The organism is Bradyrhizobium sp. TM102, assembly GCF_009176685.1.
GTDB lineage: Bacteria > Pseudomonadota > Alphaproteobacteria > Rhizobiales > Xanthobacteraceae > Bradyrhizobium > Bradyrhizobium ottawaense.
In genome coordinates this window covers 5,280,061-5,303,860 of sequence record NZ_AP021855.1, presented here as the reverse complement: position 1 = coordinate 5,303,860, position 23,800 = coordinate 5,280,061, and the positions used below count along the sequence as shown (strand labels likewise).

The 23,800-nt window shown below is 64.4% G+C and carries 21 protein-coding genes; 17 read left to right on the top strand and 4 right to left on the bottom strand.

All coding sequences use genetic code 11. The features are described 5' to 3' along the window. The first annotated feature begins 15 nt into the window (after positions 1-15). The 8 genes from GDN70_RS25405 to GDN70_RS25370 all read left to right on the top strand — a co-directional run bounded on the left by GDN70_RS25405 (position 16) and on the right by GDN70_RS25370 (position 12,926). Positions 16-1,908, top strand: coding sequence for a HAMP domain-containing sensor histidine kinase (locus GDN70_RS25405; protein ID WP_038970471.1), 1,893 nt, complete (start codon positions 16-18; stop codon positions 1,906-1,908). A gap of 194 nt (positions 1,909-2,102) precedes the next feature. After that, positions 2,103-3,809 (top strand): DUF3300 domain-containing protein, encoded by a 1,707-nt coding sequence (locus tag GDN70_RS25400; RefSeq protein ID WP_152103179.1) that lies wholly within the window; start codon positions 2,103-2,105, stop codon positions 3,807-3,809. Continuing rightward, positions 3,806-4,717, top strand: coding sequence for a DUF2950 domain-containing protein (locus GDN70_RS25395; protein ID WP_038970469.1), 912 nt, complete (start codon positions 3,806-3,808; stop codon positions 4,715-4,717). Before GDN70_RS25400 ends, GDN70_RS25395 begins: the two co-directional genes overlap by 4 nt. Further along, positions 4,701-5,177 (top strand): hypothetical protein, encoded by a 477-nt coding sequence (locus GDN70_RS25390; RefSeq protein ID WP_152103178.1) that lies wholly within the window; start codon positions 4,701-4,703, stop codon positions 5,175-5,177. The genes GDN70_RS25395 and GDN70_RS25390 overlap by 17 nt, the downstream gene beginning before the upstream one ends. A 379-nt stretch (positions 5,178-5,556) precedes the next feature. Then, the gene (locus GDN70_RS25385) at positions 5,557-7,887 is read left to right on the top strand and encodes a TonB-dependent siderophore receptor (protein WP_244625823.1); all 2,331 of its coding nucleotides are present in this window, start codon (positions 5,557-5,559) and stop codon (positions 7,885-7,887) included. A 200-nt stretch (positions 7,888-8,087) separates the two neighbouring features. Further along, positions 8,088-9,167, top strand: a complete 1,080-nt coding sequence (locus GDN70_RS25380) for a HoxN/HupN/NixA family nickel/cobalt transporter (RefSeq protein ID WP_152103176.1) — start codon at positions 8,088-8,090, stop codon at positions 9,165-9,167. Next, positions 9,148-11,460: a TonB-dependent receptor gene (locus GDN70_RS25375; RefSeq protein WP_152103175.1), complete on the top strand. Its 2,313-nt coding sequence runs from the start codon at positions 9,148-9,150 to the stop codon at positions 11,458-11,460. The genes GDN70_RS25380 and GDN70_RS25375 overlap by 20 nt, the downstream gene beginning before the upstream one ends. 146 nt (positions 11,461-11,606) lie before the next feature. Then, positions 11,607-12,926, top strand: coding sequence for a DUF3422 domain-containing protein (locus GDN70_RS25370; protein ID WP_097668686.1), 1,320 nt, complete (start codon positions 11,607-11,609; stop codon positions 12,924-12,926). An 835-nt stretch (positions 12,927-13,761) separates the two neighbouring features. Here GDN70_RS25370 and GDN70_RS25360 read toward each other — a convergent pair. The 3 genes from GDN70_RS25360 to GDN70_RS25350 all read right to left on the bottom strand — a co-directional run bounded on the left by GDN70_RS25360 (position 13,762) and on the right by GDN70_RS25350 (position 15,673). After that, positions 13,762-14,841 carry a YeeE/YedE family protein gene (locus GDN70_RS25360; RefSeq protein ID WP_152103174.1) on the bottom strand — a complete coding sequence of 360 codons (1,080 nt, stop codon included), beginning with the start codon at positions 14,839-14,841 and terminating at the stop codon, positions 13,762-13,764. Positions 14,842-14,915: 74 nt separating this feature from the next. Beyond that, positions 14,916-15,266: a metalloregulator ArsR/SmtB family transcription factor gene (locus tag GDN70_RS25355; protein WP_018316042.1), complete on the bottom strand. Its 351-nt coding sequence runs from the start codon at positions 15,264-15,266 to the stop codon at positions 14,916-14,918. Between the two features lie 35 nt (positions 15,267-15,301). Continuing rightward, positions 15,302-15,673 carry a thioredoxin gene (locus tag GDN70_RS25350; protein ID WP_095426546.1) on the bottom strand — a complete coding sequence of 124 codons (372 nt, stop codon included), beginning with the start codon at positions 15,671-15,673 and terminating at the stop codon, positions 15,302-15,304. 103 nt (positions 15,674-15,776) lie between these two features. Here GDN70_RS25350 and GDN70_RS25345 point away from each other — a divergent pair, with 103 nt between their 5' ends. After that, the gene (locus GDN70_RS25345; RefSeq protein ID WP_038948997.1) at positions 15,777-16,508 is read left to right on the top strand and encodes a cytochrome c biogenesis CcdA family protein; all 732 of its coding nucleotides are present in this window, start codon (positions 15,777-15,779) and stop codon (positions 16,506-16,508) included. 2 nt (positions 16,509-16,510) lie between these two features. Here GDN70_RS25345 and GDN70_RS25340 read toward each other — a convergent pair whose 3' ends face one another. Further along, positions 16,511-17,215: a hypothetical protein gene (locus tag GDN70_RS25340; RefSeq protein ID WP_173015863.1), complete on the bottom strand. Its 705-nt coding sequence runs from the start codon at positions 17,213-17,215 to the stop codon at positions 16,511-16,513. 47 nt (positions 17,216-17,262) lie between these two features. Here GDN70_RS25340 and GDN70_RS25335 point away from each other — a divergent pair, with 47 nt between their 5' ends. The 8 genes from GDN70_RS25335 to GDN70_RS25300 all read left to right on the top strand — a co-directional run bounded on the left by GDN70_RS25335 (position 17,263) and on the right by GDN70_RS25300 (position 23,798). After that, positions 17,263-17,880: a thioredoxin family protein gene (locus GDN70_RS25335; protein WP_095426604.1), complete on the top strand. Its 618-nt coding sequence runs from the start codon at positions 17,263-17,265 to the stop codon at positions 17,878-17,880. Positions 17,881-18,010: 130 nt separating this feature from the next. Then, the gene (gene soxX / locus GDN70_RS25330) at positions 18,011-18,466 is read left to right on the top strand and encodes a sulfur oxidation c-type cytochrome SoxX (RefSeq protein WP_038948994.1); all 456 of its coding nucleotides are present in this window, start codon (positions 18,011-18,013) and stop codon (positions 18,464-18,466) included. Between the two features lie 18 nt (positions 18,467-18,484). Continuing rightward, complete coding sequence (soxY, locus tag GDN70_RS25325) at positions 18,485-18,937, top strand: thiosulfate oxidation carrier protein SoxY (protein WP_028143563.1); 453 nt, start codon at positions 18,485-18,487, stop codon at positions 18,935-18,937. 19 nt (positions 18,938-18,956) lie between these two features. Then, the gene (soxZ, locus tag GDN70_RS25320; RefSeq protein WP_018316049.1) at positions 18,957-19,283 is read left to right on the top strand and encodes a thiosulfate oxidation carrier complex protein SoxZ; all 327 of its coding nucleotides are present in this window, start codon (positions 18,957-18,959) and stop codon (positions 19,281-19,283) included. Between the two features lie 29 nt (positions 19,284-19,312). Further along, positions 19,313-20,134, top strand: a complete 822-nt coding sequence (soxA, locus tag GDN70_RS25315; protein ID WP_028143564.1) for a sulfur oxidation c-type cytochrome SoxA — start codon at positions 19,313-19,315, stop codon at positions 20,132-20,134. A gap of 27 nt (positions 20,135-20,161) precedes the next feature. After that, the gene (gene soxB / locus GDN70_RS25310; RefSeq protein ID WP_095426548.1) at positions 20,162-21,853 is read left to right on the top strand and encodes a thiosulfohydrolase SoxB; all 1,692 of its coding nucleotides are present in this window, start codon (positions 20,162-20,164) and stop codon (positions 21,851-21,853) included. A 6-nt stretch (positions 21,854-21,859) separates the two neighbouring features. Further along, positions 21,860-23,122: a sulfite dehydrogenase gene (gene soxC / locus GDN70_RS25305; RefSeq protein ID WP_152103173.1), complete on the top strand. Its 1,263-nt coding sequence runs from the start codon at positions 21,860-21,862 to the stop codon at positions 23,120-23,122. Further along, entirely contained in the window at positions 23,106-23,798 is a 693-nt protein-coding gene (locus tag GDN70_RS25300; RefSeq protein WP_038948986.1) for a c-type cytochrome, read from the top strand. Before soxC ends, GDN70_RS25300 begins: the two co-directional genes overlap by 17 nt. Positions 23,799-23,800 lie beyond the last annotated feature (2 nt).

Here is a 23,800-nt window from a genome sequence, read left to right as displayed (position 1 = left end):
CTGCAAGGATGGAGCATGAGCGGGCCCACGTCCATCTCCAAGGTCAGGCCGAGGGCCGTGGCGGCGCTACTCTGTCTCGCGCTGCTTTTCACCGTGTGCCTGTCAGCCGGGCGAGTTGGTGCAGTCGAGCGGAGCCTCCGCGGCGAGCTGAAGCGCGTCCTGATATTGCATTCTTTCGGCCGTGATTTTCGGCCGTGGAGCGAGTATGCGCGCGATATCAAGGCCAAGCTCGAACGGCAATCGCCCTGGCCGCTCGACATCCAGGAGCACGCGCTGCTCACCGCGCGCTTCAATAATCCTGGTCCCGAGGCGCCTTTCGTCGACTATCTGCAGTCGCTGTACCACGGAGCGATGCCCGACATCGTATTGAGCATCGGCGCGCCGGCGGCCCGGTTTGCGCAGAAATACCGCGGAAGACTGTTCCCTGATGTGCCATTGATTTTCTCCGCGGTCGAGCATCGGCTGATCAATCGCGCCGATCTCAGCGACAACGACGTCGTCGTGGCGATCCGCAACGACTTCATGGCCGCGTTCGGCAACATCCTTCAGGTTCTGCCGGACACCAAGTCGATTGCGGTCGTGATCGGCGCATCGCCGCTCGAGAAGTTCTGGGTAGAGGAGGTGAAGCGGGAACTGCAACCTTTGGGAGAAGGGATTGAGCTGGTCTGGTACTCGGACCTGTCATTCGAGGAAATCCTGAAACGCGCATCAAGGCTGCCGCCGCACACCGCGCTGTTCTGGGGACTGATGTCGGTCGATGCGGCCGGGGTCGTCCACGAGAGCGACATCGCCTTGCGCAGCCTGTACGCGGCCGCGAATGCCCCGATCTTCTCCTACCAGGAGCCGTTCTTCGGTGACGGCACCGTCGGGGGACCGATGCATATGATCGCGGAAACGAGCTCCCGGACCGTCAGTGCCGCGATTGGCATTCTCGGCGGCGCGAAACCAGCGAGCATCAGTTACGATCCGATCGGATTCGCCGCGCCGAGATATGATTGGCGCCAATTGCAGCACTGGGGCATCAGCGAGAGCCGTTTGCCTCCCGGCAGCGAAATCGTGTTTCGCGAACAGAGCATCTGGGAGCGCTATCGTTGGCAGATGCTGCTGATCGCGTCCGTGATTCTGGTGCAGGCCGGCCTGATCAGCGGGATGCTGCATGAGCGGCGTCGGCGCCAGGTCGCCGAAGTCGAGTCACGCCAGCGTCTGGCCGAGCTCGCTCACGCCAACCGCTATTCGGCCGTTGGCGAGTTGACCACGTCGATCGCCCATGAGCTGAACCAGCCGCTCGGCTCCATCCTGACCAACGCCGAGACCGCGGAGCTCATGCTCAAGGCCGCTTCGCCCGACATCGACGAGATCCGGCAGATCCTCGCGGACATCAGGCGTGATGATCAGCGGGCGAGCGAAGTCATCCGCAGGCTACGCAGTATTCTGAAAAAGACACCGTTCGAGGTCAAGGACATCGAGCTCAACGATATGGTCCGCGAAGCGATCGGCCTTGTGCGGGCTGTCGCCGGCGGACGCCGGATCACATTGATCTACACGCCCGCTTTGGCTGACCTGCATGTCAGAGGTGATCCGATCCAGCTTCAGCAGGTCGTTCTCAACCTCGTCATCAACGCGATGGATGCGATCTTCGACGCCGATCCCGGAAAGCGCCAGGTCAACGTCTCGACCCAGCGCGTCGGCAATGCAGCGGAGATCCGGGTCTCCGATACTGGTCCCGGGATTGCCGCCTCCGACCTCGCCGACGTGTTCGATCCGTTCTTCACGACCAAGCCTCAGGGCATGGGCATGGGGCTCGCGATCGCCAAAACCATCATCGAGGCCCATCACGGCACGATCGCCGCGGCGAACCAGCCTGCGGGCGGGGCGCTGTTCACGATCCAGCTTCCGATCATCCGCTGACAGACGATGTGGCGAGCCGCCAATGCCCCTGGACTGAGGGCGCCGCGCCGGCTCCGGATGGATGCCGGGCTGGTTGAATGACAGTTTGCTCTCGCGCTGCAGCAGCCACGAGGGCTTCGTTTCGTTGATCTCGATCAACAAACGTCTGCGCCCCGGCCCGATCGTCCCACCCTGGAAGTGCAAGGGAGGGTGCAATGTTTCGCTGCGGCAAGACCCTGATGGCGCTTGCGCTCGTCATGGCGACATCGTTCGCCGCAACGGCGCAAACCAACACGACGCCTGCGGCCCCGTCTCCGCAAGCGCAGCCGGCTCCTCCGCCTGCGCCGACCGCCGAGCTTCTGAAGCCGGAGCAGCTCGAGGCCTTGGTAGCGCCGATCGGGCTCTATCCGGACGAGCTCCTTGCCAATGTGCTCGCCGCCTCAACCTATCCGTTGGAGGTGGTGCAGGCCGACCGCTGGCTGAAGGAGCGCAAGACCCTGAAGGGCGATGCGCTGAAGACGGAGGTCGAGAAGCAGGCCTGGGACGACAGCGTCAAGGCGCTGGCCAGCACCGCCGATGTGTTGACCATGATGAGCGACCAGCTCGAATGGACCAAGAAGCTCGGGGATGCCTTTCTCGCCCAGCAGCCCGACGTGATGGATGCGATCCAGCGCCTGCGCAACAAGGCCTATGACAACAAGAAGCTGGTCACGACCAAGCAGCAGAAGGTCAGTGTCCAGTCGCAGGAAGGCAAGCAGGTCGTCGTGATCCAGCAGGCCGACCCCTCGGCGATGTACGTGCCATATTACGATCCGGCGACGGTCTATGGCAGCTGGCCCTATGCGGAGTATCCGCCGTATTATTGGGGCTACCCGTCCTATATCGGTGCCGGCGTGGTCGCGGCCGGCCTCGCCTTCGGCACCGCCTGGGCGATCGGGCGCTGGGGCAATTACTGGGGCGGCGGCTGCAATTGGGGCAACCGCAACGTCTACGTCAATCATCGCACCACCAACATCGGTAACGGCTGGCAGCACAATCCGGCGCATCGCCAGGGCGTGCGCTACAACAACAGCAATGTTCAGCAGCGCTTTGGCAACAACAACCTGAAGGCGGGCGTGTCGGATCGGATGGATTTCCGAGGTCGTGACGGCAATCAGGTGCTGCGACCCAATCAGGGCGCAGGAGATCGGACAGGCGATCGTGCAGGAGATCGTGCAGGAGATCGCGCGGGTGATCGCGCGGGTGATCGTGCGGGCGATCGTGCTGGTGATCGAGCCGGCGATCGAGCGGGTGACCGTGCCGGCAATCGCGGCGATCGGCCGGGCGGTGGTGATCGCGCTGGTGCCGGGGATCGTGCCAAGGGCGGAGGCGACCGGGCCAAGGGTGGCGGCGATCGTGCGAAGGCCGCCAGCCGCCCCAGCGGCGGTGCGGCCAACCGCGGCGGTGGCGGCAATCGCGGCGGCGCGATGAACGTCTCCTCCGGCCGGTCGGCAGCCGCAGCATCTGCGCGCGGAAGATCCAGCATGGCGAGCATGCCGCGCGGTGGTGGCGGCGGACCAAGCATGGCTGGCCGCGGCGGAGGTGGCGGAATGGCGATGCGCGGCGGCGGAGGTGGCTTTGGTGGTGGCGGCCGCGGAGGGGGCGGTGGTGGCCGGCGTTCCGACATCGCACTGAAGCACGATGTCGTCCTGCTCGGCTATCTCGCAAGCGGCCTCGGCTACTACCGCTTCAGCTATATCGGCAGCGACAAGAGCTATGTCGGCGTGATGGCGCAGGAGGTCGAGCGGGTGGCGCCCGATGCTGTCACGCGCGGCAGCGATGGCTATCTGCGGGTCTACTACGACAAGCTCGGATTGAGATTCCGATCCTACGGTGACTGGCTCGCCAATGGCGCAAAGATCCCTGCGGAGGACTTGCCATGACCGGCTTGAAGTTGCTTCGTCGCGCCGCTCTGCCGGGCATCGTGGCACTGGCTCTCGTCACCACGGCCCGAGCCCAGCAATCTTATCCGACGCCGGAGGATGCCGCCTCGGCACTCGCGGCGGCGGCCAGGAGCGGTCCACGTGACGTTCTGAAAGTGCTCGGAAGGGCGGGTGATGACATCGTCTCGTCGGGCGACGACGTCGCCGACGCCGATATCCGCGCCCGCTTTGTTTCGATGTACGACGCCAAGCACTCGGTCAGGGCGGAGGGCAACAAGAGGGCGACGCTGGTGCTCGGGCCTGACGATTTCCCGTTCCCGATTCCCCTCGTCAACACCAAGGCAGGCTGGGAGTTCGACACTGACGAGGGACGGATCGAAGTGCTGCGCCGCCGCATCGGCCGTAACGAGCTCGACGCGATCCAGACCGCGCTCGCCTATGTCGACGCGCAGAATGAATATGCCGACAAGGATCGCGGCGAGGGCGCCGGCATCTACGCACAGCGCTTCCTCTCGACGTCAGGCAAGAAGGACGGTCTGTTCTGGCGCGACGACAGTGACCCGAGTCCGCTCGGTCCCCTCGTCGCGGAGGCTTCAGCCGAGGGCTACAAGCCGGGCGAAAGGCTCGCGCCCTATCACGGCTATTACTTCCGCATCCTGAAGGGGCAGGGTTCTGACGCACCCGGCGGCGCGCTCAATTATGTCGTCAAGGGCAAGATGATCGGCGGCTTCGGGCTGATCGCCTGGCCCGCCGAGTACGGCAATTCCGGTGTGATGACGTTCGTGGTGAACCATGCCGGCACCGTTTACGAGAAGGATTTGGGGGCGAGAACCGAATTCATCGCGCCGCGCACGACCTTGTTCGATCCCGACCAGACTTGGAAGAAAGTCGATGCCGCAAAGCCTTGAACGGATCATGGCATCGCCGCTGCGCCTATGTCGCCTGATTGCGATGATGGTGCTGGTGCTGGTGATGGGCTTCGCAGTGCCGGCTACGCCGTCATTCGCGCAAGCCGCCGGTCACGTGCGTGCCAAGATCGTCAAGGCGGGTCTCCTTGTCGGCGGTGGCGCTGGAAGCGGTGTGCTGACCTATCGGGGCAATAAGTATCCCTTCAAAATTACGGGCATGAGCTTCGGCATCACCGCCGGCGCGACGATCGGCCGGCTCGACGGCTGGGCCTCGGGTATCCGCGAGGTCGGCGACTTCGCCGGCACCTACAGCTCCGTCGGCGGCGGCTTCGCTTTGGTTGGAGGCATCAGCGGCGTCCACCTGCGCAACGAGAAGGGGGTGACGATCGTGATGCAGGGGCCGAAAGCGGGCCTGGAGCTTGCGGCCAACATCAGCCAGATCATGATCTCGCTGAGATAGAGCGTATCAGCGGCAGATGTCGACGCGATAAAGGCCACAGCAACGAAGTGATGATGCCGAAGCGTTCCTGACGAGCGCACTCCGAGCAAGCCTTCCTGCGGCATTTTGACCGCACCGATCTGGAATCATCCAAAGCGTATTTGAATCGTTCCAGACATTCCCCTCCCAGTTGGCGATGATCGAGGCATTCTAAGCCGCAGCGCACGCATTTGCGTTGCCGTCACGATGGCGTCTTCTTAAAGAAGCGATGCAGATCGCTGACATTCGGATGTTGCCGCCAGGACGAAGGCAGCAAACGCGCGTGCGCGTCTGCAGAGCAACTGATTGACGGGCCATGCTTGCCGGCCGAGCTCGGATACGAAGAGCTGCTCTTCGATCCATGGTCGTTGCTGGCCAAACGCGGAAGCCGCTTCACGGCGGGCTGCGCGCTATTGATGAAGGACTTTCTGGAATGCGACGTGCGGGTGGGGATAAGACGGTAGCTCGCTTTGGTGCGGCGCTGCTGGGTGGTGTGGCGTGGCTGACGTGGTTCGAATCGCCTGCTCAATCCCAAACGGCCCAGGGCGGCAGCTCCCTTCCGCCCGTGACCGTCGAAGCTCCGACGCAACAGTCGGTTCGCCGTGCGCCAACCAGGCGAAACGACGCGCGGGTCCGATCGACCTCACGGCGCGCCCCGCAAGCCCCGACGGTCGCAGTGCAATCGCAACCGGCTGTCGTCCCGCCATTTGCCGGCGGGCAGGTCGCTCAAGGCGCGCGACTGGGGATGCTCGGAAATACCAACACCATGAAGTCACCCTTCAGCGTGACGAGCTACACGGACAAGTTCATTCGGGATCAACAGGCGGCAACGGGTGCGGATGCCCTGATCCTCGATCCCTCCGTGCGAAGTTCCCACCCGACGGGCGGTATCGTCGACTCCTTCAACATACGCGGCTTCCCGATCAACGAAGGCAATAACGGTGAGTTCGCCTTCGAGGGCCTTTACGGAATCGCGCCGACATATCGGATCTTCACGGACTACGTCGAGCGCATCGAAGTGCTCAGGGGTCCCTCGGCCGCGCTCTCGGGCATGGCGCCCAATGGCGGTGTTGGCGGCGTCATCAATGTCGTGCCCAAGCGCGCGGAAGAGGATTTGACCCGCTTGACCGCGAGCTACGGCTCGACCGCACGTTTCGGCGGTCACTGGGATGTTGCGAGGCGCTACGGCGATGGCAAGGAATGGGGCGTACGCGCCAGCGGAAGCGTCCGCGGCGGCGACACGCCCATCGACCGCCAGTCCGAGACGACAGGTGTCGGATCGCTGGCGCTCGACTATCAAGGCGAACGGTTCAGGTCCTGGCTCTATCTCATCGCCCAGACCGATCGGTTCGACGCGCCGTCACGTCCCTTTCTGATGGCTCCCGGCCTGCAGGTGCCGAAGGCGCCGGACGGCAAGCTGAACGTGACCCAGCCCTGGGAATGGTCGCGCATCAACGACCAGTCTGCCTTGCTGCGGACGGAGTACGATCTCACCGAGCAGGTCACGCTGTTCGCGGATGTCGGCGGCTCCAAGACCAACGTCGAGCGGTTCTTCGGTCTTCCGACCATTGTCAACACGAGCGGCAATACGACCTCGACGCCCCAGTACTTCGGCCTCAGCATCGATCGAACTACATATGATGGCGGTGTTCGCGCCCGCTTCGATACCGGCTTCGTCCACCATGCCGTCGCCTTCCAGGCCTCGGTCTATCACGACGCGCTGCACCGGCGGCTCACCAATGGCAGTCTGGTCACCTCGAACATCTACAGCCCGACCGTCGCGCCGACGCAGTTCGCGAACGAGATCAGCGACCGCCCTCGGCTCTCGGACAGCGAGCTTACCGGGCTTTCGATTGCCGACACCTTGTCCGTGCTCGATGAGCGCGTCCTGTTGACTTTGGGCGTCCGCCGCCAGGGCATCGAGGCGAACAACTATTCCTCCAATGTCGGGACACCGACGTCGTCCTATGACAAGAGCGCGGTCACCCCGGTGGTCGGCCTGGTCGTCCGTCCCCAGGACAACGTCTCCCTCTACGCGAACTATGTCGAAGGTCTCGCGCGGGGCGACATTGCCCCTCAGGGTACGTCCAATTTCGGTGAAGTGCTGCAGCCCTACATCGCCAAGCAGTACGAGGCCGGTATCAAGGTGGAGTTTGGCCGGATCGCGACCACCTTCAGCGCGTTCGAGATATCGAAGGCGAGCGGCGAGTCGTCTGCTGGGCGCTTCGCGGCGACAGGCGAGCAACGTGTCCGCGGGCTCGAATTCAACGTCTACGGCGAACTCTTGCCGGATGTTCGTGTCCTCGGAGGTGTCTCGCTGCTGGACGGCACCCTGACGAAGACCGCCGTCGCGGCCAATGTGGGCAACACGCCGATCGGCGTTCCGAACATACAGGCCAATATCGGCGCGGAGTGGGACCTCCCGTGGATGAGGGGGCTTACCGTGAATGGAGCCGTGATCTACACGGGCAGGCAGTTCGTCGACGCCGCGAACAAGCAGCCGATTCCCGAGTGGACGCGGCTCGACCTCGGCGCTCGCTACACCACCGCGATCAACGGCAAGAAGACGGTTTTCCGCGCAAACATCCAGAACGTGACCGGTGAGAGTTACTGGTCCAGCGTGGCTTCGTTCGGAACATTCTTCCTGGGAGCACCGCGCACATATCTCCTGTCGATGACCGTGGATATGTGACCGCGCACGCGCTTGCGTGAAACGCAGCCCAGCATTCCGCTCCGGCGCCGTGATGCGCCGGACTAAAAAAGTCTCCATTGAATCAACGAGGTGACTTCCATCTCGAGGGCCCTTTCGGCCGCCGGGCCGAAAAGTGGCGCGGCTCTTGCTCTTGCCAGTATGAGGGTTCTTGATAAACGTCATACTGCGGGATCAGGTGGATGGAGCGAGCGGTGAGGCGGACTTTGCGGGCGGTCGAGCCCGGAACGGTGGTGCTGTTCGGAGGGCTGATCGCCGCCAACATCGCCGCATGGGCCTGGGCCTTCGCGCTGTTCGGCGACCGGCCGACGGTGCTGGCGACCGCGCTGCTGGCCTGGGTGTTCGGCCTGCGCCACGCTGTCGATGCCGACCACATCGCCGCCATCGACAACGTCGTGCGCAAGCTGATGCAGACGGGTGGTGCGCCACGCAGCGTCGGCCTCTATTTTGCGCTCGGCCATTCCACCGTCGTCGTGGTGGCTACCATATTGCTTGCGCTCGGCGTGGTGAGCCTGGGCGGCGACAGCCTGCTCAAGGAGATCGGCGGCCTCATCGGCACGTCGGTGTCGGCCCTGTTCCTGCTGGTGATCGCGGTCATCAATCTCGTCATCTTCGTCGGCCTGTGGCGGACGTTTCGCGCTGCCCGGGAGCAGGGCGTCCACGACGCCGAAGGGCTCGAGAGGCTGCTCGCCAATCGCGGCTTCCTCGCGCGACTGCTCGAACCGCTGTTCCGCCTGGTCACAAAACCCTGGCACATGTACCCACTCGGCTTCCTGTTCGGGCTCGGCTTCGACACGGCGACCGAGATCGGCCTGCTCAGCATCTCCGCAACCGAAGCCGCGCGCGGCGCGTCGGTTGCGGACGTGCTGGTCTTCCCTGCACTGTTCGCGTCGGGCATGGCGCTGGTCGACACCGCCGATTCCGCTCTGATGGTGAGCGCCTATCGATGGGCCTTCGTCGATCCCTTGCGAAAGCTCTGGTATAACCTCACGATCACCGGTGCCTCGGTGGCGGTCGCGCTGTTCATCGGCGGTATCGAGGCGCTCGGGCTGATCGCCGACCGGCTCGATCTGTCCGGAGGGATGTGGACGCTGGTCGACGGCCTCAACGAGTCGCTCGCCAATGTCGGCTTTGCCGTGATCGCGCTGTTCGCGGTCGCCTGGCTCGTCTCGGTCGTGCTCTATCGCCGCGTCTTTGCGGACGGCCGGAACCGGGCCGCGACGAAAGCTCTGGCATGCGCCGATGCGACCGAAGTTGCGTGAGGCCTGTCGTGGCGGCGGCGCGCTGACGGCACTCTCGGCCCTGGTTCTGCTCGCGGATGACGGCCGCGCTTTCGCGCAGAGCGAGAGCACCTCACGCGAGCTGCCGCCAATCCAGATCGGCGGCGGCGAGGCGGCGGAGCGCAAGAAGCCGGTCGCATCGCGCCGGGCCGGCAAGCCGTCCCCAGCGGATCACCGCATCCCCGTGTATCCGGCAGCGGCGCAAGCGTCGGATATGCGCAGCGTCGCCTCGGGTGCAAAGGGTCAGCTTGGCATGGCCAGCGAGATCTCCGTCTCGGGCGAGGAGATCAATGCACGCCCTTTCGCGCGGCCGGGCGAAGCGCTCGAAGCCGTGCCGGGTCTCATCGTGACGCAGCATTCGGGCGAGGGCAAAGCCAACCAGTATTTCCTGCGCGGCTATAATCTCGACCACGGTACCGACCTTGCCATCACCGTTGACGGCGTCCCCGTGAACATGCGCACCCACGCGCACGGCCAGGGCTATGCCGATCTCAACTGGCTGATTCCGGAGGCTATCGCAGCAGTGGACGTGCGCAAGGGTCCGTACTTCGCCGACGAAGGCGATTTCGCATCAGTCGGCAGCGTCCATATCGATCTGATCGACCGCACCAGAGGGATAGCGCAGGTGACCGCCGGCAGCTTCGGCTATCGCCGTCTGCTCGGCATGGACTCCGCGAAGGTCGGTGACGGCTCCTTGCTCGTGGCCGGGGAGATCGGGACCTACAACGGCCCATGGGCCAATCCGGACAATGTGCGAAAGCTCAACGGCCTCGCGCGCTACAGCCAGGGCACCGCGACCGACGGCGTCTCCGTCACCGGCATGGCTTACGCCAACAAATGGAATTCGACGGACCAGGTCCCGCAGCGCGCGATCGCATCCGGCTTTCTCGATCGCTTCGGCGCGGAAGATCCAAGCGACGGCGGCAACACCAACCGCTTCGCGCTCTCGGGCCGCATCGCGCAGAGCGACGATCTCGGCTCCTGGAAAGCCAACGCTTATGTCGTGAAGAGCCAGCTCGACCTCTTCAATAATTTCACCTACTACCTCAGCGATCCCGTGCTCGGCGACCAGTTCCACCAGCACGACGATCGCCTGATGGCGGGCGCCAACATCTCGCGCACGCTGAACGGCGCGTTGGCGGGCTTGCCGATGCAGACCACCTTTGGCCTGGAGTCGCGCTATGATGCGATTGATCTCGCGCTCACCAACACCTTCCAGCGAGGCTTCCTTGCCAGCGTTCGCAGCGACAAGGTCGGCGAGGGCAGCGTCGGCGTCTATGCCGAAAACACGGTGCGCTGGACTGACTGGCTCAGGACGACGGTGGGCTGGCGCGGCGACTATTATGCCGCCGACGTCACGTCGCGGTTCAATGCCAACAATTCCGGCCGTACCGACGCAGCGCTCGGCAGCCCGAAATTCAGGATGGTGCTCGGTCCGTTCAACCAGACCGAATTCTTCTTCGGCGCCGGCTACGGCATGCACTCCAACGACGCCCGCGGCGCGACCACGACGGAGGATCCTAGCGACCCCGCGACGAGGCTGACGCCATCGCCGCTCCTGGTGCGCACCAAGGGTGCAGAGGTCGGCGTGCGCAGCAGGATCGTTCCCGGCCTCGACACTTCGCTCAGCCTCTTCATCCTGGATCAGGATTCCGAGATCCTGTTCTCCGGCGATGCCGGGGATACGTCGGCGACCCGCGCCAGCCGCCGCTACGGCTTTGAATGGACCAACCACTACCGGCCCAGATCCTGGATCGACATCGACGCCGATCTCGCAATGACCCATGCACGCTTCCGCGGTTATGACAGCGAGCAGGCGGACGTCTATGCCTCGCTCGCCGGCTATCCCAAGGCGCAGATCGGCAATGCGCCCGGCAACTACATTCCGAACTCGCCCGCGATGGTGGCTTCAGCCGGCGTCACGCTGGGCGAGAGGACCGGCTGGTTCGGGACCTTGCGCTGGCGGTATCTGGCGTCGAGCCCACTGACGGAGGACAACGCGTTCCGTTCCTCTGCGACCAGCATTTTCAACGGCCGCCTCGGCTATCGTATCGACAATGGCTGGCGCCTTCAGCTCGACGTGTTGAACCTCCTCAACACGAGGGCGAACCAGATCAGTTATGCCTATGGCTCGCTGCTCAAGACCGATACGCTCTACAACCTCTGCGCATCGGGCACTGCGCCAACTTCAGTCTGTCAGAACGGCGTGATGGACTACGTGCTGCACCCCGTGGAGCCGTTGACGTTCCGTCTTACCATCGCCGGGACGTTCTAGGTCTGGTCAGGTCGTGGGCGGCGAAAGTCTCCGCGGCGAAAAAATGGCCTCGCAACGCGCGATGCGTTGCAGGCGAGGTGTGTTGTGGTAGTGAACGGCCAGGTTGGCGGCACATCGCGGCCTGACAGCGCACCAGGGGACCGTCGATGAACCGTGACCTCGATCTCGCCGACTTCGAACTGCATCCGCAGCGCGGTGCGGTGCTGGCCGAGGTGCATGCGCGCCCATTCACCCGGTTGACGGCGCCGGTCACGGTGCTGCGCTTTGCCTTTCTCGGCCAAGGCGAGGTCGCTGCAGCGGACCGGCAGAGCTTCGTGGCATTTTGTATGTCGCACGGGCAGGCGCCGCCGGACGCCGGAACCAAGCATCACCAGGTGACGATCGGTGACACCCAGCTGCGCTGGGAGCAACACTCGGAGTTCAGCACCTTCACCTGGATCGTGAGCAGCCCGCAGACGCCCGCGCGCCGGTTCGGCGAGATCGGTGAAGAGCCGGCCGCGTTGATCCGGTCTCTGCGGCAATCGGGCCAATTGCTGGTCGCCGTCAAGCTCGAGGTCGAGCAGATTTCGGCGGCGCTGGAGCGTGCGCAGCAGCTGTTCGAGAGAGGCAGTCTCGCCATCGCCGCGGTCCGCAGCGGTCCCGCCGTCGTTGCATCCGACTTTCGCACCGATGATCAGGGCTTCGTCCGCATCCTCGTTTGCAACGACGGCCTCTCGCCCGGCCGGCTCGGTGCCCTCGTGCAGCGTGTGCTGGAGATCGAGACCTATCGCACGCTGGCGCTGCTCGGTCTGCCCGCCGCGCTCGAGCTTGCGCCCTCTGTCGACCATATCGGCCGACGGCTCGTCGAAGTGCTCGAGGAGATGCAGGGCGCCGAGGATCTCAAGCTCAACAATCATCTCCTGACGGAACTGACGGCATTGGCGGCTTCGCTCGAAAGGGGAGCTGCCGGCAGCTCGTTTCGGTTCGGCGCCAGCCGCGCCTACAACGACATCGTGCAGGCCCGCCTCGCCGTGATCGAAGGCGGCGAGATCGCGGGCTATCCGACCTGGTCCTCCTTCCTCGCCCGCCGCATGGCACCTGCGATGCGCACCTGCGCGACGATGGAGGACCGGCAGGCCGATCTGTCGATCAAGCTCGCGCGCGCGGCTGATCTGTTGCGCACACGCGTCGATGTCGAGCTCGAGGAGCAGAATCGCGATCTGCTGCGCTCGATGGATGAGCGCACCCGGTTGCAATTGAGGCTGCAGAGCACGGTCGAAGGCTTGTCGGTGGCGGCCATTGGCTATTACGTCGTCAGCCTGTTCGGCTACCTCGCCAAGGGCGCCCACGACGGTGGTCTGCATGTCGAGCCTTCGCTGGCAACCGCGATCTTCGTGCCGGTTGCCGTGGCCGTGGTCTGGATCGTCACCCGCAATATCCGCAGGCGGCACTTGAAGCACGACGAAATGTCGGGCGCTCACGACTGAGGGCGCAAACGAGGCTCTTGCGCTTCGTCGATAAGCGGTCGAAGCGAGGTTGACTGGGAGACGTGGATGAGCCGATCCGACCGAACCGTGCCTGTGTCGCGCTCTGTCAATCCACGCGTGCAAAAATATTCCACTTTACCGAAATTCGGTTTCGGCGTATGTGTTTGCCCATCCCGGCTCACCCAAGAGGGGCGATCATGTGTCGTCACGCATCGCGAGCCGGGCTTGCGGTGGACGCGGCAGCGTCGGCACGAGAGGTGCGGGCAGGGCGGGTAGTCCCTGTGAGCCCGAGGCTTCGTGCGGACGACGGCGCTGTCAGGCTTCGTCTCGTCTGTAAGTTTCCGGCTTCGTCGACAGGGCTGGAAAAACTGCGGCGAAATGGCGGGCCGCGCGTACGGCAAAACCGTGTGGTCCTGGCCGTCGTTGCCACGGTCAAGTCCTTGCGAAGGTGCGAGCGAGCCCAACCGGGCAGACTGCATCATCCAATTCGTGGGGCGAGGGAGGCCAGAAGGAAAGTTCGGCTCCCGGGAGATCACGGCATAAGCCGTCCGACCATCGCGCAGGGAAGGCCGAGTGATCGGCACCACCTGTATGCTGCTGTGCGGTTCTTACTGCGTGCGCTTTTCGCGCAGCGGACCGCGGGTGCGAGCCAGCACCCGGCCTTCCCTGCGCCCTCTTGGCTATGAGGGTCGCGAGACGAAGCAAAGCTCGGGCGAATTGCGCCGCGAGAATGCGAAGGTGTGTCTGCCGTCATGCTTGAAGGGGCAACCGGGTTGCAGGAGGATACGAGGCCGGCAGTTCGACGGCGATTTGACGCCGATCCGCGTTTTTCGATTTAGGTCGAGACCCCGAACAGTCTGCGCACCGCCGGCAGCCACTCGCCGGTCATCGTGAACTCGAGCCCAAGGCGCGCGCCGCAGGCGATGGCCGACATCGTGACGGGGGCCGAAACCGCGAGCGTCGACAGCGCGCTCAGGCCCTGACCGATGGTGCAGCCCATCGACATGATGCCGCCGATGCCCATCAGCAGCGCGCCGATCATGTGACGCTTCAACTCGCGAGCGTCGTCGCACGCTTCCCAGCGGAAGCCGCGCGCGAGCATCGCGGCGGCAAACGAGCCTGCGACGACGCCGGCAACCGAGCCGATGCCGAAATTGAGCCGCGCGCCGGAGAAGGTGGCGACGTAAAGGATGGCATCACCAAGCGGCGCCACGAAGCTGAGCGAGGAGACCCGCGCGGGATCGAACTCGTCGTCGGCAAGCCATCCGGTGGCAAACCAGCCGAACGCGATTGCTGCACCGACGGTAAGACCGGACGCCAGCAGCCGCGGCGACCGGATCAGCCTGCCATCCGCAAGGGCCCAGAAGGCCAGCGCGGCGGAAATCGCCACGACGAGGATCGCGCGCATCGCGCTGCCTGCGCCGAGCAGCGACGTCAAGGTCTGGGTGCTTCCCTCGGGCAGCCTCACCGACAACGGCTCGATCAGCATCAGCCGCAGCATGCCGGTGATGCCACGCATGGTCGCGAGCGCCGACAGGCCGAGCACGAGAAAGACCACGATGGCCCTTAGATCGCCGCCACCGACGCGCACCAGCGTGCCGAAGCCACAGGTGCCGACCAGCGCCATGCCGACGCCGAACATCAGACCGCCGATGATCGCACCGCCAAGACCGATCGACGCCGTGAGGTAGATTGACCGCGACAGATCGACAATGCCGAACGCGGCGAGCGCCTGGGTCGCGAGCAGGGCGACTGCCGCGGCCAGCGCGAAGGATTTCAGCCGACGAAAATCCGATCCGAAGAATGCGTCCTCGAGCATCGCCAGCGTACAGAAACGACCCGCTCGGCCGGCAACGCCGAGCACGGCGCCGGCGGCAAGCCCGCATGCAAACGCTATGGTCGAAGGGCTCAGCATTCCTCCCGCTTCGTTTTTGGTTCTGCCTTGCGGGTAGTCTGCGCCGGTGGGGCGCGAAAATCCAGCGCGGAGAACTACCGGCGGCGCCGGCGTACCGGCTCGCAGAACACGTCGTAAACGGCGGTGAGAATCTTGCGAACGTCCTCGCTGGCGAGACTGTAGTAGATCGTCTTGCCGTCGCGGCGGGTCGTCACCAGCCGATCGAGCCGCAACCGCGCGAGCTGCTGGGAGACGGTCGATTGGCGTTCGCCCAGGAACTGCTCGAGCTCGGTCACGGACTTCTCGCCCTCGGCGAGGATGCAGAGCAGCAGCAATCGGGACTCGTGCGACAGCGCCTTGAGCATGTCGCTGGCCTCGCGCGCCTTCTCGATCATCTGCTCGAGTTCGGCGGAGCCCTCGATATCCTTCAGCTTTGGCAACGGCATCGCGTCAAGTTCCTCTCAGAAAATCCGCAAGGTGGTCACGACCCCCCGGGTTCCGATCCCGTGTTTGACAGGATTCGGTCCAACAGGCCGAAGAAGAAGGCATCGCCGGGATAGCCGCGAATGCGCCCGATCTCACGGCCCTCTTGTACCACGACGAAGGTCGGCGTGAAGGGACCCGGATCGATTCCGGCGAGATCGGCGGGAAGGGGCCTGTTCAGGTCGACCCGTCGCAGCGGTGCGGCCCGGCCTTCGTCGGTCTTGCCGTAGATCGGGGCGATCTCGGCGTTGAAGCGCGCGCACCAGACGCAGCCAGCGCGCTCGAGCATGACGAGCTCGGCGGCGCGCGAGGCCATCGCGGGCAGCGCGAGCCCGACGGCCAGGGCGAGCAAAACGACGATTCTGTTCATGCTGCGTAACCGGCCCTTTGCGGACTTGCTTGGCGGACTTGCTTGCAAACGTCCCTGGGGCTTATATCATTAAATTCGTATATGTGCTAGGGATGGGGCGGAAATGACCTTGGACGTCACGCTTGGTGCGGCCTTCGTCGCGGGCCTGTTGTCGTTCCTGTCGCCCTGCATCCTGCCCCTGGTGCCGCCTTTCCTGTGCTACATGGCCGGCGTCTCGGTCACGGATCTATCCGGCGACAGGCCGGATCTGCGGCCACGGATCCTGCTCTCCGCGCTGGCCTTCGTGGCGGGCTTTTCGCTGGTGTTCGTCGCGCTCGGCTCGACCGCCTCGATCGCGGGACGCTTCATTTCCGTGCATCTGTCGACGCTCGGCATCGTCGCCGGCGGGCTGATCATCGTCATGGGCTTGCATTTTCTGGGGCTGCTCAGGATTCCGCTGCTCTATCGCAGCGCGACCGTGCAGGTCGACAACCGCCCGGCCGGCGTGGCGGGGGCCTTCGTCATGGGCCTGGCCTTTGCGTTTGGCTGGACGCCCTGTGCCGGCCCCATCCTCGCCGCCGTGCTGCTGATGGCTGGATCGGAGGACACGACCGGGCGGGGCGCACTGCTGCTGCTCGCCTATTCGGTCGGGACCGGCATTCCCTTCCTGATCGCGGCGGCCTTCACCGGCCGCTTCATTGCCGCGCTCGGTCGTGTGCGCCGGCATCTCGGCCTGATCGAGAAGACGATGGGCGTATTCCTGGTCGCGACGGGTCTGATGTTCCTGACCGGCTTGATGCCCGCGGTCTCGCAATGGCTGCTCGAGTATTTCCCTGCATTGACCAGCATCGGCTGAGGCTAGCCGTAACGGAAGTCGAGCAACTGGGCAAAGGACTGCAACTCGATGAGGTAACGATGCACGAGGGGGCCGTCGCCCGCCATCGCGGCATGAGCGATCTCGCCGCTGCTGGCGATTGCGCCGTCGATCAGGCGGCGGAATTCACCTTGGGCCGCGATCTCGCTGTTTGCCCATTCGTTACAGCGTTGAAGCCGATCGCGGAACGCGCTTGCAGTGGCAACGGTCTCCTCGGCGTTTGCGGGTGCCGGCCGTTCGCCATACCCGATGGCTGCGACACGCAGCGTTTCCATGGCGGGCGCGATCTCGAAGATGCAATCGCCGAGATCGTAGAGGCCTGCGCGACGCCTGAGCGCGTGAGAAGCCTGCCGGAGCGCAAGCAGCTCGCGGCCGGCGGCGACATTGTCTCCGCGGTCCAGTGCAGCCGCCGCCGTCGTCAGCCGTTCGCGACCTCCGTCGAAAAATCTCGACAACTCGGACGGTCCGTCAGCGGGCAGGGAAGCGAGCCGCTTCCACCCGGCGACCGCCTCGTCGGTCTCGATCTGTGCCAGCGCGATATTTCCGGTGCGCGCATAGCTCGCAGCGGTGCGCAGATTGGCCATGATCGGCGCCATCGCCGATGCGACATCCGCAAGTCTATCGGCTTCCGCACCGAGCGCGAGCGCGCTCGAGGCCAGCCATGCCAGCAGCACGATGGTGCAGCGCAAGATCGGATCTTCTTGTCACATTCGTGTATTCGAATATCATAATGAAAATGAGCAGCGCGCAAGATCTTCCGATACACGAAACCCCGACGTCGCTTCGCACGCCGACGCGACGCGGCGTCCTCGCATTCGCAGCAGGCGTGGCCTTGGCCGGCCGCGGCGCGGCGGCGGCCGAGCCCGCCGTCGGAGAAGACGGGCTCTATCACGAGCCCTGGTTCCTGCAGAGCTTCCTCGATCTGCGCGAGGACCTGGATAGCGCTGCGGCCGGCGGCAAGCGCCTTGCCATCATGTGGGAGCTGCGCGGCTGCCCCTATTGCCGCGAGACGCACCTGGTGAACTTCGCCGATGCCGGCATCGCGAGCTACATCCGCGACAATTTCGAGGTGTTGCAGCTCAACCTGATCGGCTCGCGCAAGGTGACGGACTTCGATCGCCAGGAATTGACAGAGAAAGAGCTCGCCCAGAAATACGGGATCCGGTTCACGCCGACCTTTCAGTTTTTTCCGCCATCCGCCGATGGCCTCGAAGCAAAGGACGCGATGGCGCGCGAGGTGGCGCGGGCACCCGGCTATCTCAAGCCGCCGCACTTCCTGGCGATGTTTCGTTTCGTGCGGGAGCGCGCTTACGAGCGCGGCTCGTTCCGGGAGTTTCTGGCCGCGAACGGCTGACCATGAGCGCCTTTCGAATTCCGCTTGACGTCAGCGTTTATATGAACATATCATAATAAATGAATTTGATGGATTGTGAGTCCGTCGTAACCAAGAGCGGGGGTCACCCCGCGATCCGAGGGTAGGGAACATGCGGCGCTCGCTTGCTGCTGCGTTTGCACTTTGTCTGTCGGCCGGAAGCGCTTTGGCGCAAGAGCCGAACAAGGAGCCGATCAGGCTCGAAATCGTCAACGACTCCGTGCCGAAATCCCTGACCGGCGCGCCAGGAAATGCCGCCGCCGGCAAGAAGGTGTTTCTGACCCGCACGCTCGGCAATTGCCTGGCCTGCCATCAGGTCACCAGCCTGAAGTCCGAGGAATTCCACGGCGAGTTCGGTCCGTCGCTGGACGATGTCGCCGGCCGCTACACCGAGGCGCAATTGCGCCTCATTGTCGCCGACCCCAAGCGCATCTTCACCAACACCGTCATGCCGGCGTTCTTCAGGAACGACGGCCTCAGCCGGGTGCGCCCGGAATTCGTAGGCAAATCCATTTTGACGGCCGCGCAGGTCGAGGACGTCATCGCTTTTCTCAAGACGCTGAACTGACAGCGAGGAGGATCAGGAATGAAAGCCATCAATCGACGGCAGGCATTTGCGCTCGGGGGCGGCTTCGTCATGCTGACGCTGATGCCCATGGCAGCCGATGCCGAAGTGACGGGCGATGCGGCGAAATGGATCGAGACGTTCACCGGCGGCAAGCAGCCTGCCAAGGGAAAGATCGCGCTCGACCTGCCGGAGATCGCGGAGAACGGCAACACCGTGCCGCTGTCGATCAACATCGAGAGCCCGATGACGGCGGACGCCTATGTGAAAGACGTTCTGATCATCGCGGACGGCAACCCCAATGCGGGCGTGGCGACGCTGTCGTTCACAGCGCTGTCGGGCAAGGCGGAAGCCTCGATCCGGATCCGGCTCGCGACCACGCAGAACGTGATTGCGGTCGCGAAGATGAGTGACGGTTCGCTGTTCATGGAGCAGAAGACCGTCAAGGTCACTATCGGCGGCTGCGGCGGCTAAGGGCGTCAGGAGAGGAACAATGGCAGACAAACCGCGCATCAAGCTTCCCAAGGAAGCGGCCAAGGGCGAGGTCATCCAGATCAAGACCCTGGTCTCGCATGTCATGGAATCCGGCCAGCGCAAGGACGCACAGGGCAAGGCCATTCCGCGCAAGATCATCAACAAGTTCGCCTGCGAGTTCAACGGCAAGCCGGTGTTCTCCTGCGCGCTCGAACCGGCGATCTCGGCCAATCCCTACGTCCAGTTCGACGCGCGGGTCGACGAAGCCGGCACGTTCAAGTTCTCCTGGACGGATGACGACGGCACGGTGATCACGGCCGAAGAGAAGATTGCGCTCAAGGCATGATGCGCATCGCGCATTGAGGGAGGCACGCAATGGCGCGACGATTTGTTGGGTTGGCCGCTCTGGTCGTGGCCGCCGCGTCGGTTGCGACGCTCGCGGTCGCAGAGGACGCCGAGCGCAAAGGCATCGCGGCGCCGCCCGGCCACGTCTTCAAGACCATCATCTCCGGCTACGAGTTTCGCAGCAAGGAGACCCGCGCGCTGCAGGACGATGATCTCGAAAATCCGGGCTTCCTCGCCGTGGAGCGCGCGGCGGATGTCTGGAAGAAGGTCGAGGGCGGTGAGGGCAAGTCCTGCATGAGCTGCCACGGCGAAGCCGAGACCAGCATGAAGGGCGTCGGCGCCGCCATGCCGAAATGGGACGACAAGCTGAAGAAGCCGGTCAACCTCGAGCAGCGCATCAACATCTGCCGCAGCGAGCACATGAAGGCGGAGCCCTGGAAGTTCAAATCCCGTGAGCTGACCGACATGACAGCGTTCGTGCGCTACCAGTCGCACGGCATGAAGGTCGCGGTGAAGACCGACGGCCCGATGTCGCCCTGGTTCGATCGCGGCAAGCAGATCTATTACACGCGCTACGGCCAGCTCGATCTCGCTTGCGAGTCCTGCCACGAGCGCAACAACGGCAAGTTCATGCGCGCGGACTTCCTGAGCCAGGGCCAGACCAACGGCTTTCCGACCTATCGGTTGCGCGACCAGCGCCTGGTGCCGCTGCATGAGCGGTTCGAAGGCTGCATGTTCGACGTACGCGCCGAGCCGTTCAAGCCGCTCTCGGACGAGTTCCTCGCGCTCGAGCTCTATGTGGCCTGGCGCGGCATCGGGTTGCCGGTCGAGACGCCGTCGGTGCGCAACTGAAACGTTGAGCTTGCAGGAGTATTGCGCATGATCTCTCGCCGCGAGTTCATTCAGGTTGCCGCGGCAACGGCGGGGCTCTCGACCGGTGCGGGCTCCGGCCTGACCCGCGCGTTCGCCCAGCAGCGCTTGACTGAAAAGGAATTGTTGGCCTTCGAGCCGCTCGGCAACGTCACGCTCGTGCACGTGACCGATATCCACGGTCAGCTGATGCCGCTCTATTTCCGCGAGCCCTCGACCAATCTCGGCGTGGGCGAGGCCAAGGGCCTTCCGCCGCACGTCACCGGCAAGGAGTTTCTCGCCCGGTTCGGCATCGCGCCCGGCTCGTCGGCGGCTTATGCCCTGACCTCGGAGGATTTCGAGGCCCTTGCGAAGAGCTACGGCCGGATCGGCGGCCTCGATCGTGCCGCGACCGTGATCAAGGCGATCCGGGCCGAGCGCGGCGACAAGGTCGCGCTGCTCGACGGCGGGGACACCTGGCAGGGCTCGTGGTCTTCGCTGAAGACGCGCGGTCAGGACATGATCGACTGCATGGCGCTGCTCAAGCCCGACGCCATGACCGGCCATTGGGAGTTCACCTACGGCGCCGATCGGGTCAAGCAGGCCATCGAAGGCCTCGGCTTCCCGTTCCTCGGCCTCAACATCCGCGACACCGAGTGGAACGAGGCGGCGTTCGACGCCTCGACCATGATCGAGCGCGGCGGGGTCAAGATCGCGGTGCTCGGCCAGGCGTTCCCCTATACGCCGGTCGCCAATCCGCGCTGGATGATTCCGAACTGGTCGTTCGGCGTGCGCGAGGAGGACGTTCAGGCGCAGGTCGACAAGGCGCGCAAGGGCGGCGCGCAACTGGTCGTGCTGCTGTCGCATAACGGTTTCGATGTCGACCGCAAGCTCGCGAGCCGCGTCAAGGGCATCGACGTCATCCTGACCGGGCATACCCATGACGCGCTGCCCGAGGCTGTCAAAGTCGGCAAGACTCTGCTGATCGCCTCGGGCTCGTCCGGCAAGTTCGTCTCGCGGCTCGATCTCGATGTTCGCGACGGTGAGGTCAAGGCTTTCAGGTACAAGCTCATTCCGCTGTTCTCCGATGTGATCACGGCGGACGCCGAGATGGCCGCGAAGATCGCCGAGGTCCGCAAACCCTTCGCCTCCGATCTGGCCAAGGTGCTCGGCAAGACCGACTCGCTGCTCTACCGGCGCGGCAATTTCAACGGTACGTTCGACGATCTGATCTGCCAGGCGCTGCTGCAGGAACGCGACGCCGAGATCGCGCTCTCACCCGGCTTCCGTTGGGGCACCAGCGTGCTGCCGGGGCAGGACGTCACCTTCGAGGATGTCACCAACGCCACCGCGATCACCTATCCCGCGGTCTACCGCATGGGCATGACCGGTTCGCGGTTGAAGGAGATCATCGAGGACGTTGCCGACAATCTCTTCAACGTCGATCCCTATTATCAACAGGGCGGCGATATGGTGCGGATCGGCGGGCTCTCCTACGCGATCGACGTCGCCAAGCCGCAGGGGCAGCGCATCTCCGGCATGCAGGTCCTCAAGACCGGCACGCCGATCGAGCCCGCCAGGGAATATCAGGTCGCCGGCTGGGCCAGCGTCAACGAAGGAACCGAAGGGCCGCCGATCTGGGACGTCGTCGCGAACTACCTGACGCAACAGAAAACCGTTCGGCTCGAGCCCAACCGGGCCGTCAAAGTTACCGGAGCGTAAGAAGCGATGTCGAAGATGGACAGTCAATCCCGTCGCAGCTTCCTGGCCGCCGGGGCCGGCGTCGCGGCCACGATGCTGGCAAGGCCGGCGGCCGCAGGCGGAAATCCCGCTAACCAGCCGCCCAATGTGCCGGAATGGACCAAGTCGCTCGGCGAGGGCGTCGCGGTGCGCCCGTATGGCAAGCCGTCGAACTTCGAGAAGGACGTTGTCCGGCGCGACGTCGAATGGCTGACTGCCTCGCGAGAATCCTCGGTGAGCTTCACGCCGCTGCACGAACTCGAAGGCATCATTACCCCGAACGGCCTCTGCTTCGAACGCCATCACGGCGGCATCGCCGAGGTCGATCCGGCCGATCATCGCCTGATGATCCATGGCCTCGTCGAGCGTCCGCTCATCCTCACGCTGGAGGAGCTGAAGCGCTATCCGCGCGTCAACCGCATCCACTTCATGGAGTGCGCGGCGAATTCGGGCATGGAGTGGCGCGGCGCCCAGCTCAATGGCTGCCAGTTCACCCACGGCATGATCCACTGCGTGCAGTACACCGGCGTCTCGCTGCGCACTCTGCTGGAGGAAGCCGGCGTCAAGACGAGCGGCAAGTGGCTGCTGGTCGAAGGCGCCGACGCGGCTGCGATGGACCGCAGCCTGCCGATCGAGAAGGCGCTCGACGACTGCATCATCGCCTACAAGATGAACGGCGAGGCGCTCTATCCCGAGCAGGGCTATCCGATGCGGCTTGTGGTGCCGGGCTGGCAGGGCAATCTCTGGGTCAAGTGGCTGCGCCGCATCAAGGTCGGCGACCAGCCCTGGCACACTCGCGAGGAGACGTCGAAATACACGGACCTCATGCCGAGCGGCAAGGCGCGCCGCTTCACCTGGTCGATGGACGCCAAGTCCGTGATCACCAGCCCGAGCCCGCAAGCGCCGATCAAGCACGGCAAAGGCTTTACCATCGTCTCGGGTCTGGCCTGGAGCGGCAACGGCAAGGTCAAGCGCGTGGACGTGTCGCTCGACGGCGGCCGAAATTGGTGGCCGGCGCGGCTCGACGGGCCCGTTCTCGACAAGGCGCTGACGCGTTTTTACTACGAATTCGACTGGAACGGCGAGCCGCTGCTGCTGCAATCGCGCGTGCAGGACGAGACGGGTTACGTGCAGCCGAGCAAGGCGGAGCTGCGCAAGATCCGCGGCGTCAACTCCATCTATCACAACAATGGCATCCAGACCTGGCATGTGCTGGCCAATGGTGAGGTCGAGAATGTCGAAGTCGCTTAAGTTCGTTGCAGCCGCGCTGCTCGCCTGTGCGCTGAGCGCGCCGGCGCTTGCACAGCAGAAGGCGGACGCCAAGAGCGGTCCCCGCTATCACATCGGCCGCGCGCCGACCGCGGACGAGATCCGCGGCTGGGATATCGACGTGCGCCCGGACGGCCAGGGCCTGCCGGAAGGCAAGGGCACGGCCATGCAGGGCGAAAAGCTGTTCATGGACAATTGCTCGAGCTGCCACGGGGAGTTCGGCGAGGGGAACGGCCGCTGGCCGGTGCTGGCCGGCGGCAAGGGCTCACTGACGTCGGACAATCCGGTCAAGACCGTGGGCTCGTACTGGCCCTACGCGTCCACCGTGTTCGACTACGTCCGTCACGCCATGCCTTACGGCAATACGGGATCCCTGTCCGTCGATGAATATTATGCGCTGGTCGCGTACGTCCTCTATCTGAACGACGTCGTCACCGATCAAAACTTCGAGCTGAACAAGAAGACCCTTGCGACGATCAAGATGCCGAACGAGCAGGGGTTCGTGATGGACGACCGCGCCACCACCGAGAAGTCGTTCTGGCAGAAAGACCCCTGCATGAATAACTGCGTCGCCCCGGTGAAGATTATCGGGCGCGCTGCCGCCATCGACGTGACGCCCGAGGACGGCAAGGAGAAGAAGTCGCGGGGCGTGGAGTGATA

What these genes read in the sequence shown, in the direction of transcription:
- GDN70_RS25405 (WP_038970471.1), top strand. Translation starts at nt 16, where the DNA reads ATGAGCGGGCCCACGTCCATCTCCAAGGTCAGGCCGAGGGCCGTGGCG.
- GDN70_RS25400 (WP_152103179.1), top strand. Translation starts at nt 2,103, where the DNA reads ATGTTTCGCTGCGGCAAGACCCTGATGGCGCTTGCGCTCGTCATGGCG.
- GDN70_RS25395 (WP_038970469.1), top strand. Translation starts at nt 3,806, where the DNA reads ATGACCGGCTTGAAGTTGCTTCGTCGCGCCGCTCTGCCGGGCATCGTG.
- GDN70_RS25390 (WP_152103178.1), top strand. Translation starts at nt 4,701, where the DNA reads ATGCCGCAAAGCCTTGAACGGATCATGGCATCGCCGCTGCGCCTATGT.
- GDN70_RS25385 (WP_244625823.1), top strand. Translation starts at nt 5,557, where the DNA reads ATGGTCGTTGCTGGCCAAACGCGGAAGCCGCTTCACGGCGGGCTGCGC.
- GDN70_RS25380 (WP_152103176.1), top strand. Translation starts at nt 8,088, where the DNA reads ATGGAGCGAGCGGTGAGGCGGACTTTGCGGGCGGTCGAGCCCGGAACG.
- GDN70_RS25375 (WP_152103175.1), top strand. Translation starts at nt 9,148, where the DNA reads ATGCGACCGAAGTTGCGTGAGGCCTGTCGTGGCGGCGGCGCGCTGACG.
- GDN70_RS25370 (WP_097668686.1), top strand. Translation starts at nt 11,607, where the DNA reads ATGAACCGTGACCTCGATCTCGCCGACTTCGAACTGCATCCGCAGCGC.
- GDN70_RS25360 (WP_152103174.1), bottom strand. Translation starts at nt 14,841, where the DNA reads ATGCTGAGCCCTTCGACCATAGCGTTTGCATGCGGGCTTGCCGCCGGC.
- GDN70_RS25355 (WP_018316042.1), bottom strand. Translation starts at nt 15,266, where the DNA reads ATGCCGTTGCCAAAGCTGAAGGATATCGAGGGCTCCGCCGAACTCGAG.
- GDN70_RS25350 (WP_095426546.1), bottom strand. Translation starts at nt 15,673, where the DNA reads ATGAACAGAATCGTCGTTTTGCTCGCCCTGGCCGTCGGGCTCGCGCTG.
- GDN70_RS25345 (WP_038948997.1), top strand. Translation starts at nt 15,777, where the DNA reads ATGACCTTGGACGTCACGCTTGGTGCGGCCTTCGTCGCGGGCCTGTTG.
- GDN70_RS25335 (WP_095426604.1), top strand. Translation starts at nt 17,263, where the DNA reads ATGAGCAGCGCGCAAGATCTTCCGATACACGAAACCCCGACGTCGCTT.
- soxX (WP_038948994.1), top strand. Translation starts at nt 18,011, where the DNA reads ATGCGGCGCTCGCTTGCTGCTGCGTTTGCACTTTGTCTGTCGGCCGGA.
- soxY (WP_028143563.1), top strand. Translation starts at nt 18,485, where the DNA reads ATGAAAGCCATCAATCGACGGCAGGCATTTGCGCTCGGGGGCGGCTTC.
- soxZ (WP_018316049.1), top strand. Translation starts at nt 18,957, where the DNA reads ATGGCAGACAAACCGCGCATCAAGCTTCCCAAGGAAGCGGCCAAGGGC.
- soxA (WP_028143564.1), top strand. Translation starts at nt 19,313, where the DNA reads ATGGCGCGACGATTTGTTGGGTTGGCCGCTCTGGTCGTGGCCGCCGCG.
- soxB (WP_095426548.1), top strand. Translation starts at nt 20,162, where the DNA reads ATGATCTCTCGCCGCGAGTTCATTCAGGTTGCCGCGGCAACGGCGGGG.
- soxC (WP_152103173.1), top strand. Translation starts at nt 21,860, where the DNA reads ATGTCGAAGATGGACAGTCAATCCCGTCGCAGCTTCCTGGCCGCCGGG.
- GDN70_RS25300 (WP_038948986.1), top strand. Translation starts at nt 23,106, where the DNA reads ATGTCGAAGTCGCTTAAGTTCGTTGCAGCCGCGCTGCTCGCCTGTGCG.